The sequence below is a fragment of the Anaerostipes sp. PC18 genome (assembly GCF_039789045.1).
Classification (GTDB): domain Bacteria; phylum Bacillota; class Clostridia; order Lachnospirales; family Lachnospiraceae; genus Anaerostipes; species Anaerostipes hominis.
The window spans coordinates 1,203,622-1,216,815 of record NZ_CP121164.1 but is presented as its reverse complement, the minus strand read 5'-3'; the positions used below and the strand labels follow the sequence as shown (position 1 = coordinate 1,216,815).

Genomic DNA, 13,194 nt, shown 5'->3' with positions numbered 1-13,194 from the left:
CAAATTAATAAAATCTTTTTTACTAATTCATCATAATGCTAAAATATATTTTTGTCAATACATTTTAGTAAATTATTTTTTATCTAATAAAATTTTCAATAAAATATACTTTACTTTTAATTTTTTTTTGATATAATGAAAGCATAACTTCTCGGAATCTCGCCGAATGAGATTCCAACCGAAAATTTACAACTAAATATCATGCAGGGAAAGAAATTTACGAAAAATAGACATAAACATTAGACATAGTAGGTACTATGCTTTGCTGTCCCTTGGCGGTATGTTAAACAACCTTGGATTGTCATCCGTAAAGATGTGTACAGTCCGGCCGTATTTCGCTGGTGAACAGGGACGTTCGCAGAAGCAGACGCGTTTCCGGTTTGCTTTCGGACACCGGTACTTTGCCCGGTGTTTGGCAGCCTCATACCCTTCTTTGTGCATACGTAAGCCCAGCTTACAGACAGGAACACCGTCATCGTCAATGGTGAAATGCCCGGTATGCCCGGGGTTCAAATCAATGAAAGGCTTGATGTTTTCCCGTCTGCAGTATTCATAAACAGCGTAAGCGTCATGTGCAGAATCCAGGAGGAGCTTCTCAATACGGAATTCCGGAAGGTATGCTTTCATGGTGAAAAAGGAATGGAGAAAGGAAAGCAAGTCATGGCGGGAAGCCCGTTCCAAAAGTGGGAATACTGGAAGATCACTATGGGAATCGGAAGTTACATACATGTAGAGGTGGGAACCGAAGAAATAGTACTCCCGGTGGGAATCCCATCCCCAGTTGCAGTCCGGCTGGGAATAATGACGCTTGCAGCCGCAGGAGGGACAGCCGTTTTCCCTGCATTTACAGGTCCGCTTTTTCCGCTGCTGAGCGGCAGTACGGACTGGAGTACCGTCACCGGGAGTAGGAATCGGTCTGGGAAAGATCCAGATACCAGAACTGCACGATATAATTCCAGGTGCTTTTAGGAATAGCAAAGGGATCGTGGTAAAATTTGAGGAACTCGGATACGAAAGTATCCTGAAAAGTGGGTGATTTTTTTGAAATAGGATCTGAAAGCCTTATAAAATCAGGGCTGAAGATTCCGAGAAGTTATCAAATATAAAAGGAGGAAACAGCGAATGAATACAAAATTTCCAAAAAATTTTTTATGGGGTGGCGCCACTGCTGCTAATCAAGTTGAAGGAGCTTGGGATTTAAATGGCAAAGGTCCAAACCTTGCTGATGCAATGGTTGCTGGTAGTCACAAAGTTGAAAGAAAAATTACACTTGATATTAATGAGGACAAATACTATTATCCAAGCCATGTTGCTATTGATCATTATCATTACTATAAAGAAGATATTAAATTAATGGCAGAGATGGGTTACAAAGTTTATCGTATGTCAATTGGTTGGGCAAGAATATTCCCAAATGGCGATGAAGAAAAACCAAATCAAGAAGGTTTAAAGTTTTATAAAGAAATATTTAAAGAATTAAAGAAATATAATATTGAACCTTTAGTTACAATTTATCATAATGAAATGCCTTTAAATTTAGTTAAAATTGGTGGTTGGTCTAATCGAAAAGTGATAGATTATTATGTTAATTTTGCAAAATTTGTTTTAAATGAATACAAGGATGATGTTACATATTGGATTCCATTTAATGAAATTAATGACTTAACAACTGGTGTTGGAAACTGGAATCATGGTGGTATATTAAACGAGGGTACGGAAACTTTCCAAAATCAAAAAGATGATCCTAACAAACGTTTTGCAGCATTGCACAATCAATTTGTGGCAAGTGCTAAAGCAGTAATTATTGGTAGAGAAATAAACAAGAATTTTAAGTTCGGTACTATGATTTGTCATATTACTGTTTATCCACTTACACCACATCCTGATGATGTATTGCTAACACAACAAGAAGATCAATTAAGAAATTGTTTCAGTGGAGATGTTCAAATCAAAGGCTACTATCCTTATTTTATGAAAAATTATTTTGAAAAGAATAATATTAAATTTGAATGCACTGATGAAGATATTAAATTAATTAAAGAGGGTGTTTGTGATTTCTATACATTTAGTTACTATATGACAAATTGCATCACTATAAACAAAGAGGTTACCCAAGTATCTGGTAATATAATGGGTGGTGCTAAGAATCCTTACTTAAAAGCAACAGAATGGAATTGGCAAATTGATCCAGTAGGACTTAGATATACTTTAAATCATGTTTATGATCGTTATGGTGTTCCTATTATGATTACAGAAAATGGAATTGGTGCTAAAGATGTTTTTGAAAACGGAGAAATTCACGACGATTACCGCATTGACTATTATCGTGAACATATTAAACAAATGGCTTTAGCAATTGAAGATGGCGTTGATCTTGTTGGTTATACACCTTGGACTGCAATTGATGTTGTTAGTTGTTCAACTGGTGAAATGGCTAAACGTTATGGCTTTATTTATGTAGATGTAGATGATAAAGGCAAAGGAACACTCAAGCGCTATAAGAAAGATTCTTTCTATTGGTATAAAGATGTAATTTCATCTAATGGAGAAAAACTATAATGGGACTTTTTGATAAATTTAAGAAAAAAGAATTTGGTATAAATGATGTTATAACTCCATGTTCTGGCGAAATGATTCCAGCAAAGAGTATTAATGACCCAATTTTCAGTCAAGAGATGCTTGGAAAAACAATAGGTATCATCCCAACAGACGGAAATATTTATGCTCCAGTAAGTGGCAAACTTGAAGTTATGTATCCAACTGGTCATGCTTTTGGCATTAGTAGAGAAGATGGAACTAGCCTTTTAGTTCATATTGGAATTGACACAGTCAATTTAAAAGGGCAGGGCTTCAAAGTATTTCATAAACAAGGCGATGATGTAAAAATCGGTGATAAAATTGTTAGTGTTGACTTAAATCTTGTTAAAGAAAAAGGCTATGATACTACTACAATGCTTATTATTACGGAGATTGGCACAAACCAAATAAGTTATATAGATTATCAACAAGTAAATAAATTAAGCGTAATTAACAATTAGTATAAGCGAACACCTCGATTCTTTAAATCTGTAAGTACTGATAACCAAAATTTAGCTGTCTCATTTTCTCCAACCCATATACCTAGAACTTCTTTATAGCCCTCTTCAGTTACTCCTAAAACAATATAGGCTGCTTTTTTTACAACCATGTTTTCTGTTTTTACATATTAAGCTGTTTTTTAGTCACATTGCCTGTCATTTGAAAACAAAGTGCAAATGCCGGTATTAATCCAAGTAAGAATATTATCCTTTCTTTTCTATCGACTCTTCCGTTCATACCTCTTATCACCTGGCCTTTTCTTAAAAGTTTAAAAGGGAATTATCCACTCAAGATAATTCCCTCCGAATTTTTAGAATTAATAAGCCCAAAAATACTATTTACAATAGAGACCGTGTCCAAATTATTATAGCAGATTCTTCTTTTTCAAAATCAGCACCGCGATCACACAAACAGCAACAGAAAACGCACTTATGATAAAAAACCCCATCGTACTTCCCGAAAACGGCATTCCTACGGGATTCACGTTCATTCCATAGAGTCCTGAGATCATCGTCGGAAGCTCCAGCACGATGGTGATGGCTGCAAGAAACTTCATGACCTGGTTTAGATTGTTATCGATAATGGAACCAAACAGCGACATGGTGCTTCTTAATATATTGTGATAAATATAGGTCATCTCCATCGCCTGCTTATTCTCAATGATAACGTCTTCCAGCAGCTCCTGGTCTTCTTCGTAGTGTTTAAGTCCTATATGTTTTCTGAGTTTCTCCAGCACCACCTCATTTGACTTCAGGGAAGTGGTAAAATACACAAGACATTTCTCTAAATCGTAGAGTTGGATTAAGTCCTTATTCCTGGATGTCTCATGCAGAATCTCTTCCACCTGGTTGGCTCTTTTGTCGATCATTCGCAGATAAACCAGAAACAGAGCCGCATTGTTATAAAGGATCTGATATACAAATCTCGTCTTCATATATGTATAAAAATTCGGCACCAGCCCGTCCGTAAACTGCTTTAAAATATTGGTCTCTTCCAGACAGACCGTGAACACGACCTTTTCCGTAATGAAGATGCCGAGAGGAATCGTCTCATAAAGCCGCTTGCCCTCTTCTGCACGTACCACCGGAATGTTGGCCAGTATCATCGTATAATTCTCTTCGTGTTCCAGACGCGAACGTTCTTCCTCATCCAGAGGCGCCCTCAGATCGTCCAGATCGATCTGGTATTTTTCTGCCACCATCTGAAGTTCTGTCCCGTTCGGATCCGTCATCATGACCCAGGATTCGCGTTCGATCTCTGTAATCTCTCTTAATTCTTTTGATCCCTCATAAGTTTTAAATATCCTGATCATGATTCCCCTCCTTTTGACAATACTATTATTATAGCAATTGAAAAAGGAAACGGCAACCATTATTCAAACGGATACTTCATTCCCCACTGTGTTCTCACACTGCTCAGGATCTTCATGACGTCTCTTGAAATCTCCAGATTGTTATCGGAAAACGTACCGCTGACGGTTCCTTCCATGGCTTCCACCTCATATACCAGAGCATCTTCTGTGCTGCCCGCCTCAATGGTTTCTGTAACGCCTGTCTCTGTATTTGTGATGGTTGCCTTTGAAGCCCGCGGATATTCATATACCTCGATATATCCCTTGTCTCCGGTGACAACGCCCCTCTTCGGCTGTTTTGCGCGGATGGTAAGGCAGATCACCGCCATCTGATCAGACTCATTTTTCAAAATGATACCGGACTGTTCATCCACACCGGTCTCTAAGTACTGTACTGTGGTAAGTATCGTATTCGGAGCCTCATCCATAAAAGTTCTTGCAAATGTCGTGGCATACCCTCCGATATCGAGAAGTGCTCCTCCTGCTGCTTCCAGTGCAAAAAATCTGTTTGTGGAATCATATCCTTTGTTGCTTCCGAAGTTTACCTGCACCATCTTTACGGTTCCGATGGCTCCTTTGTCAATTCTGTTCTTCAGCTCTTTAAACAGCGGCATATGGCTGATGGTCATGGCTTCCCTTACTGTCAGATTCTTTTCTTCCGCCAGGGAAACGATCTCTTCCAGCTGATGGTCATTGACCGTGATAGCTTTCTCACATAAAATGTGTTTCCCCGCCGCAATCGCTTTTTTCATATTCCCATAGTGCTGGCTGTGGGGAGTTGCGATATAGATCACATCAATGTTTTTATCCTCAAGCATTTCTTCATATAATCCGTAGACATTTTCAACGCCGTATCTTTCCGCAAACGCTTCTGTCTTTGTCTGTGTCCGGCTGCTGACCCCATAAACCTTTCTTCCCATTTTTTCAAATGCCTGCGCCATTTCGTTGGCAATAACTCCGCACCCTAAAATACCCCATTTTAAATCGCTCATCTGATTCTCCTTTCCGAAATAAAATCATATTTCTTATCTAGATTTTATCATGAAACTTTATTTTGTCAAGCATTGCGTTGCTTTTTCCAATTTTTCATATTACAATGAGGATACCAGAAATGAGAAAGGAGCACGACACTATGGGTAAAATATTGAAAAAATTTGTGAAAGTTGTGACTGCCATCATCTCCATCGGCGGAATTTTATATATCGCCAGAGACCAGATCAAAGCAATCATAGACAAGCTGAAAGAATTAAAGGATCAGGAAAAGGATGAAGATCTCGATGACTGGGATCCAGATGCATTTGACGATGACGATGTTTTCCCGGATTCAGCGGAAGACTGCCGTGATTACTTCTCCATCCACATCACGGACGAAGAAGAAACATCTGAGGAAGAGACTCATTCCCAAGATAACATTTCTAAAGAGGATAAGACTTCTGACACACCAGAAGAAGATGATAAATAAAAAAACTCCTATGCTGATTTTTGGCATAGGAGTTTTTTTATTTACAAGTCCAGCTGCATGATGTAGTCATCCATGATAAATCCATTTCCGATATCGGTTTTTACGGAATCAATCGCTGCAAAGCCTTTTGCTTTGTAAATATCCAGGCTGTTTCGATTATATTTATTGCATGTCAGATAAATAGCTTTTTTGTCCAGTTTCTCTGCAAACTCTATGGCCTTTCTCAATAAAATGCTGGAAAGCCCTTTTCCACGGCTCTTCTCGTGCAGATACAACTTACTCAGAAACAGACGGTTCCCATCCGGCTTCACGCCGCAGAACCCGACTAATTGTCCTTCGTCATATCCGAGAAAATAGGTATAGTGTTCTTCTGCGATCGCTTTTTTTAATGCCTCATAGCTCTGAAACTTTTCTACCATATAGTCGATCTGCTCTTTTGAGATGATCGATACAAAATATTCGTGCCAGATCTCAGAGGCCAATTCCGCCAATGACCGCACCTGTTCTTCCGTCTCACATACTTTAATTTCCATATTGTCACCCGTCCTGTTCTTATTTTATCTTTACTTTCTTTGACTTGGAATAGCCTCCAAAATACTTTTTGCCGTTGATGATCTTATAAGCCCTTACCTTTGCATAGTAAGTCTTCTTTCTCTTGAGTTTCTTGCTCGTATAGGAAACTTTTTTGCCGCTTGTATACTGCTTCACTCTCTTGTACTTGCCTTTTTTTCCGGTTCTTATGTAAATTCTGTAGCCGCTGGCCCCGGAGATCTTTTTATATTTGATCTTCAGCCGCCGTCCGCTTCTTTTTACCGTGACTTTCGGTTTCGCCGGCCTTGTCCCTGATTTTAACGGCGCAGAGTATGCCCCGTAATATCTGTCACCGAACACATTACTGTATGCCCTCACTTTATAATAGTAGGTCTTTCCGGATTTCAGCTTCTTATTTGTATATGAAGTTGATTCTGATGAAAGCTGTTTCAGATATTTGTAACCGGAGTTTTTCTTTGTGGAGCGGTAAATTCTGTAGCCGGACACACCGTTTAATTTATTCCATGAAACTTTGATGGAAGTTGTCTTCCTGGAAGATGTCTTTGTCTTGATCGTCCCGAGAGGTTTCAGGGACACATAATAAGAAAGGGGTATCGTTGAGATCTGTCCCCCTTCGATGCAGCCGCCATGAGAATCAAGAGCCACACCCGGCACCCGGTTTCCATTGGCATCATATGCATCATTATATACGACCAGGAGCTCTGACAGCATTAATGCTATGCGCTTATTTTTAATATCATAACTGCCTGTTACGGCAATATCAGCAAAGTCACTTTTTAATTTACTTTTGGCAACTAAATTCAAGGTATTGGTTCCTCCAACCTTATTGGCTGAACTTGAACCGTAATATTCATATTTGCCGTTAGAAAACGTGAAATAGCCGCTTGGATCAAGAGTAAATTTGAGTACAGGTGCTGTTCCTGCATTTTTGTATGTCACTTTTAATGTTTTTTTGCTCTGGCAATAATCAATGGTCCCTATATTCTTCACTGTCCCGATTCCAAAAAAATAATCATAGCTTCCGCTCCACTGAGACACTGAAATATTGTGTTCATCTCTATACCCGGCTGTATCATATGAAAATGGAATTCTTTTGACAACATCATTTCCTTCTTTTAATAAAACCGCAGTCCTGTTAAGACACGGTGCTATATTTTTATTCGCAAAATTTATGGTAATGCTGACTGTTTTGTTCCTGCTCAGCTCTTTTGAAGAAAGTATGAGCTTTACATCACCGTTATAATTTGTGCTGCTGTCTTCCTCTAATACAGCGCTGAGATTTGTGTAATCTTTCTCTCCTGAATTGTGCAGGACCATCACTTTATCTGACGGCATCACAATGGTCTGATCCAGATTTCTTTCTGCCGATGAAAGTGCATAGCAATCTTCTGCATTAGACCCTTCCCCTGCTTCATATTTTCCGCCGCTGTAACTTTTCACGATAATATTCTCATCCAGATTTGGATATGCCTCTGCAGCCTTTGCCATGCTGATCTGCGAAATGATCAGACACAACGACAATAACATTACAACTGCTTTTTTTATCTTCATCTTTCGCCCTCCTTTCCTTTTATATAACTTCTCGGAATCTTCAGCCCTGATTTTATAAGGCTTTCAGACCCTATCTCAAAAAAATCACCCACTTTTTTTAAAAACACTTGACAAATCGCTCAAAATTTGCGGCGAAGCCGATTGATTATATTTTATTTCAATCGATTGGAGGCGATTTCTTTGTTACCTACTAATCCCGGCGGACATGCCGCCTATCAGGATACTTTCGTATCCGAGTTTCTGAATTTTTATCCTGATCCCTTTGTGCTTTCCAAAAACACCTGGGATTATATCGTGCAGTTCTGGTATCTCGATCTTTCACCTACTGATTCTATCATGCGGGACTGCTACTCTGTCTTTGGACCGGAACCCCGGCTTCCTTCCTGCATGCTGCGTTCTTACCTGCTTGCCCTGAAACTGAAAGTGACTTCCATTACCGTCTGGTGCCGTATGCTCCGGGAAACTCCCCTTTATGCCATCCTCAGTGGCTTCCCTTTCGGAGATACTCCCGGTGTTGGTACCTTTTACGATTTCTTCTCCCGTATTTGGCAGGATGACTCCAACAACTCTTCTCCGAAAGACCGGTTTCCTAAAATGAAACCCCTTAAGGGAAAAAAGAAAGGCGATAAGACTCCCTGCGATTCTTCCAGTACAGCTTCAAAACTTCTTCCTTTGTTGGAACGCTGGCACTTTAAAGCAGATAATCCTTTTTATCTGATATTCCGTCTTTATCATCAGCAGTTCCTAAGCCTTTCTGTCCGTAAAGGCCTGATTGATCCGGAGCACCTTGCTCTGGCCGGTGACGGAACTCCTGTCCGTACTGCTGCTCAGCAACGGAAAAAAAGGATCTGCGGCTGTAAGGAAAAGGGCCGTTCTTCCTGTAACTGCAAGCATCATTATTCCCAACCGGACTGTAACTGGGGATGGGACTCCCACCGGGAATGCTATTTCTTCGGTTACCACCTCTACATGTATGTGGCTTCTGATTCCTACAGCGATCTCCCTGTATTTCCGCTTTTAGAAAGAGCGTCCCGACATGATATGCTTTCTTTTCTTCACTCCTTTTTTACAATGAAAGCATACCTCCCGGAATTCCGTATTGAGAAACTCCTCCTGGATTCCGCCCATGATGCTTATGCTGTCTATGAATACTGCCGGAAGGAAAAGATCTCTCCTTTTATTGACCTCAATCCTGGCCACACCGGACATTTTACCTATAAGGACGATTTCACTATTGACGGCGATGGTGTCCCTGTCTGTAAGCTGGGCTTACGCATGCACAAAGATGGATATGAGGTTGCCAAACACCGGGCAAAATACCGGTGCCCGAAATCAAACCGCAAATGCGGCTGCTTCTGTGAGCATCCCTGCTCACCGGCGAAATACGGCAGAACCGTACACATCTTCACCGATGATAATCCAAGGTTATTTAACATACCGCCAAGGGACAGTAAAGCATGGGAAAAGGAATATGACAGAAGGACTTCCGTGGAACGCTCCAACAAGCGTGAGAAAGAAGACTATAAACTAGAAGACGGCAGACACCGCTCTACGAAGATGTGGTACTGCCGCCTCTACGGCATCATGATGCTGCAACATCTTGATGCCTGGGAAATGCCGCCAACGGAGGCATTTCAAGAATCATTATTAAGTTTAGCCGCTTAATGATGATATCTTACCCCATACCATAGAATTTTTCAAGGCATAGCTTCCTCTATGTCCAACGTTTATGCCCTTTTTTGCCAAATCTCTATTCCTGCACGATATTCAGTTTTCAAATTTCAGTTAGAATCTAATTCATTGAGATTCCGAGAAGTTATTTATCATACCTTATTGTGCGAAGCACGTCTACCCGCAGGGTATGAAACATGGGATGCCTTGTGGGTATACCATGTTTAAGCAAAAAAGCCACGGTCTCCCATGGCTTTTCATTATCTTCCTGCTTCGATTTTTTCCACCATCTGTTTCAGTTCATCTACACTGAATGTATAGTGTGTATTACAGAAATGACAGTTTACTTCTATATCTTTTCCATCTTTGATCATATCATTAATCTCGTCTTTTCCCACACTGATGACCGCTTTCTCCACCCGCTCTTTGGAACAGTTGCATGAAAACTTCGTCGGCACAGTCTCATAGAACTTGACCCCGAACTCACCCAGCAATTCATTCATCATATCTTCCGGAGTTTTCCCCTCATCCAGATGAGAAGTAACAGACTGAAAATCTGCAATCTTTTTCTCCAGTGAAGAAATCACTTCCTCAGAAGCATACGGCATCATCTGAATAATAAAACCCCCGGCATGGCGGACGGTATTATCCTTATTCATCAAAACACCAAGCGCCACAGAAGTCGGTATCTGTTCACTTGCGGCAAAGTAGTAGGTCAGATCCTCTGCAATCTCCCCGGATACAAGATGGGTCTGTCCCGAATACGGTTCTTTCATGCCGATATCCTTAATGACCGTCAGCACCCCTAAGTCCAGGGCCTTTCCGACATCCAGCTTGCCTTCTTTGCTCGGCGGCAGCATTACGTCCGGATGTACCACATATCCTTTTACATCCGCTTTTGAATCGGCAGTCACCGTAAGACCTCCGATCGGACCGCTGCACTTTATCTGGAGCGTGATCATATCCTGTTCATTCTTGCACATGCTCCCCATCATGGCACCTGCGGTCAGAAGCCGGCCCAGGGCAGCCGTGGCCACCGGGCTTGTATTATGCCTCTGTCTGGCCTCCTCCACAACATCTTTCGTATAGGCAGCAAAAAAACGAACCTGCTCGTCTGCCGCCGTACCTCTTACAATATAATCTTTCATTTGTCCACCTCATGATTTATCGTTGAAATAAAATACAGCCGTTCACTCTCTGTCTCCGGCTCTTTTAAAGTATCTGCATCCATAACCTCCCGGACCTCAAATCCGGCCAGACGCAGTGCCTCTTTTATCTCTTCTGTTCCATATGCCTTCTGAAAATGCATTTCCTCAAACTTATGATAAAGCCCGGACTCACTGCGGATAAAGAGTGTCAGGTCATATTCATTGATGCCGTCTTTTGGATCATAGAAATTCTGCCAGATAAAACTGCACTCCTCCCGGTCTTCCGCAAACGTATTTTCAGCAAGCAGTGTTTCATATTTATAAAGCGTGTTCATGTCAAACAGAAAGACCCCGTTTTCTTTAAGGTTCTCCCGCACACGCACAAATACCTGTATCAGATCTTCCGGCTCTAATATATAATTCAGGCTGTCACAGGTCGATATGACCGCATCCGCAGGATGCAGAAGAGCTAGTTCTCTCATATCCTGACAGATATAGAGGATTTCAGAATCCCCGGAACCGGCAGCAATCTCAAGCATCTCCGGAGAAATGTCCAGCCCGGTCATCCGGTAGCCAAAGCCTTTCAGCAGATTCGTCATCCTGCCGGTGCCGCAGCCCAGGTCCAAGACCTCTGCTCCGTCCTTAACTTTGTATTTTCTCAGATACTGTCTTATATTTTCTCCCCACTGTCTGTAAGGGGTCTGATCCATAAATTCATCATAAACCTGTGCAAAACTCTGGTAACTAGTAAACTCGTCCATTTTGTCCTACTCCTTAAAGAAGCGGCGCCAGGACACGGAGCACACTCTGCATCAGCCGCTTCACCATATTGCCCTGACAGTGATCTTTTGTGATCAGCTCACACTGCTTAAACGTCTTCAGCATATCGATCTTGACTTCCGTCACCGCCAGGCAGTGATACATAAAGACTCCGTTTTCAAAATGCAGGTAAAGGCTCCGGTAATCCATGTTGATCGTTCCTACGGTAGCAATGACGTCATCACTGACAAAACATTTTGCATGGATGAATCCGGGAGTATACTGATACACTTTTACCCCTGCTTCCACCAGCTGGGCATAGTATGACTGTGTCAGCAAAAAAACGGTCGGTTTATCCGGTATTCCCGGTGTGACAATCCGCACATCGACTCCTCTTTTGGAAGCCAGGCAGAGCGCTGTCATCATTTCATTATCAATGATCAGATACGGCGTATAGATATATACGTAATCTGTGGCCGCATTGATGATGTTGAGGTACACATTCTCCCCGACTGTCTCCGTATCCAGAGGATTATCCGCGTAGGGCTGGATAAAACCGTCGTCAACAAACCGTCCCTTATGGTGGCCGTGGGGTACGAACATGCCGTAGCCCTCATCGGTCTTCCGGATCGCATTCCAGACCTGGAGAAACATCACGGTAAAGTTCCACACCGCATCTCCGATGACTTTCAATCCCGCGTCTTTCCAATAACCGAAACGTTCCTTCCGGTTGATATACTCATCTGCCAGATTGAGGCCTCCGGTATATGCCGTATGCCCGTCAATGACCACTACTTTGCGATGGTCCCTGTTGTTCCATGCGGTGGACACCAGAGGAATAATCGGATTAAATGCCACGCAGGAAATGCCGCAGCGTTCCAGTTCTTTATAATACTTATACGGGAGCAGGTCCACACAGCCTACGTCGTCATACATAAACCGGACTTCCACACCGTCGTCCACCCGTTCTTTGAGGATCTCTAAGATCGTATTCCACATATATCCTTCTTCCACAATGAAGAATTCCATGAAAATATAATACTTTGCCTTTTTCAGGTCTTCGATCATCTCTACAAACATGGACTCGCCGGACGGGTAATACTTTGCCGACGAATTCTGATAGATCGGATAGCCTCCTGACATATCGATATATTTTGCCTGTGCCGCCGCCTGAGGACTCCTCTGTCTCAAGTTATTCATGACGCTCTCGCTCTGAGACAGCAAAAAATCTGTCTCGCCAAGGGAACGCTCCAGTTCCAGCCTCAGCTTTCTGGCCATTTTTTTATTGCCCAGAGTAAGATATAAAAGACCCCCGAATACCGGGAAGATCAGGATGGGAATGGTCCACGCCAGCTTATAGGCCGGGTTCTCTTCTTTATTTACAATATATATCACCACTGCAACGCTGACCAGCTGAAGTCCCCATTCAATAAACTTAGATCGCTCTCCGATCACCTGGGCCATCCAGATCAGCCATGCTATCTGCAGCACAATGATAACGCCTACAATCACAAGGCGTCTCAGAAGGACCTTCAGCATCTTCGATATGCCCTTCTTCATTACTTTTAAAATTCTCATAATTCCTCCTGCTGCCAAATAGATTCCTGACAAGGACTTTCCTA

At 41.8% G+C, this 13,194-nt stretch carries 13 protein-coding genes and 1 pseudogene; 5 read left to right on the top strand and 9 right to left on the bottom strand.

What is annotated here, in order from left to right; genetic code table 11:
- Positions 1-255: 255 nt before the first annotated feature.
- The gene (locus P8F77_RS06640; protein WP_143266058.1) at positions 256-627 is read right to left on the bottom strand and encodes a hypothetical protein; all 372 of its coding nucleotides are present in this window, start codon (positions 625-627) and stop codon (positions 256-258) included.
- Positions 628-639: 12 nt separating this feature from the next.
- Between P8F77_RS06640 and P8F77_RS06635 the strand changes: the two genes are divergently transcribed.
- The 3 genes from P8F77_RS06635 (at position 640) to P8F77_RS06625 (ending at position 3,038) form a co-directional block, all read left to right on the top strand.
- Positions 640-969: a hypothetical protein gene (locus P8F77_RS06635; RefSeq protein ID WP_186992389.1), complete on the top strand. Its 330-nt coding sequence runs from the start codon at positions 640-642 to the stop codon at positions 967-969.
- 153 nt (positions 970-1,122) lie between these two features.
- A complete protein-coding gene (locus P8F77_RS06630) occupies positions 1,123-2,559 on the top strand; it encodes a glycoside hydrolase family 1 protein (protein WP_024728013.1) in 1,437 nt (478 codons plus the stop codon).
- Positions 2,559-3,038: a PTS glucose transporter subunit IIA gene (locus P8F77_RS06625; RefSeq protein ID WP_024728014.1), complete on the top strand. Its 480-nt coding sequence runs from the start codon at positions 2,559-2,561 to the stop codon at positions 3,036-3,038. The genes P8F77_RS06630 and P8F77_RS06625 overlap by 1 nt, the downstream gene beginning before the upstream one ends.
- 5 nt (positions 3,039-3,043) lie before the next feature.
- On the opposite strand, the pseudogene P8F77_RS06620 reads toward P8F77_RS06625, so the two are convergent.
- The 3 genes and pseudogenes from P8F77_RS06620 to P8F77_RS06610 all read right to left on the bottom strand — a co-directional run.
- Positions 3,044-3,202: pseudogene (locus tag P8F77_RS06620) on the bottom strand (transposase); the annotation flags it as partial.
- A 240-nt stretch (positions 3,203-3,442) separates the two neighbouring features.
- Positions 3,443-4,390 (bottom strand): magnesium transporter CorA family protein, encoded by a 948-nt coding sequence (locus P8F77_RS06615; protein ID WP_024728015.1) that lies wholly within the window; start codon positions 4,388-4,390, stop codon positions 3,443-3,445.
- Between the two features lie 59 nt (positions 4,391-4,449).
- Positions 4,450-5,421, bottom strand: a complete 972-nt coding sequence (locus tag P8F77_RS06610) for a Gfo/Idh/MocA family oxidoreductase (RefSeq protein ID WP_024728016.1) — start codon at positions 5,419-5,421, stop codon at positions 4,450-4,452.
- A 140-nt stretch (positions 5,422-5,561) separates the two neighbouring features.
- On the opposite strand from P8F77_RS06610, the gene P8F77_RS06605 reads away from it, so the two are divergent.
- On the top strand, positions 5,562-5,891 hold the full coding sequence (locus P8F77_RS06605; RefSeq protein WP_235824534.1) for a DNA-directed RNA polymerase subunit delta: 330 nt from the start codon (positions 5,562-5,564) through the stop codon (positions 5,889-5,891).
- 41 nt (positions 5,892-5,932) lie between these two features.
- On the opposite strand, the gene P8F77_RS06600 is transcribed toward P8F77_RS06605, so the two are convergent.
- Together P8F77_RS06600 and P8F77_RS06595 are read right to left on the bottom strand one after the other, a co-directional pair.
- Complete coding sequence (locus tag P8F77_RS06600; RefSeq protein WP_024728018.1) at positions 5,933-6,424, bottom strand: GNAT family N-acetyltransferase; 492 nt, start codon at positions 6,422-6,424, stop codon at positions 5,933-5,935.
- A gap of 19 nt (positions 6,425-6,443) precedes the next feature.
- Entirely contained in the window at positions 6,444-7,994 is a 1,551-nt protein-coding gene (locus P8F77_RS06595; protein ID WP_024728019.1) for a fibronectin type III domain-containing protein, read from the bottom strand.
- A 180-nt stretch (positions 7,995-8,174) separates the two neighbouring features.
- On the opposite strand from P8F77_RS06595, the gene P8F77_RS06590 reads away from it, so the two are divergent.
- The gene (locus P8F77_RS06590) at positions 8,175-9,659 is read left to right on the top strand and encodes a hypothetical protein (protein ID WP_287518697.1); all 1,485 of its coding nucleotides are present in this window, start codon (positions 8,175-8,177) and stop codon (positions 9,657-9,659) included.
- A gap of 266 nt (positions 9,660-9,925) precedes the next feature.
- Here P8F77_RS06590 and hslO read toward each other — a convergent pair whose 3' ends face one another.
- Genes hslO through cls form a run of 3 tightly spaced genes read right to left on the bottom strand, consistent with a single transcriptional unit; the run spans position 9,926 to position 13,150 of the window.
- Positions 9,926-10,813 (bottom strand): Hsp33 family molecular chaperone HslO, encoded by an 888-nt coding sequence (hslO, locus tag P8F77_RS06585; protein ID WP_024728020.1) that lies wholly within the window; start codon positions 10,811-10,813, stop codon positions 9,926-9,928.
- Positions 10,810-11,574, bottom strand: a complete 765-nt coding sequence (locus P8F77_RS06580) for a class I SAM-dependent methyltransferase (protein WP_024728021.1) — start codon at positions 11,572-11,574, stop codon at positions 10,810-10,812. The genes hslO and P8F77_RS06580 overlap by 4 nt, the downstream gene beginning before the upstream one ends.
- A 13-nt stretch (positions 11,575-11,587) precedes the next feature.
- Positions 11,588-13,150, bottom strand: coding sequence for a cardiolipin synthase (gene cls / locus P8F77_RS06575; protein WP_287519461.1), 1,563 nt, complete (start codon positions 13,148-13,150; stop codon positions 11,588-11,590).
- Positions 13,151-13,194 lie beyond the last annotated feature (44 nt).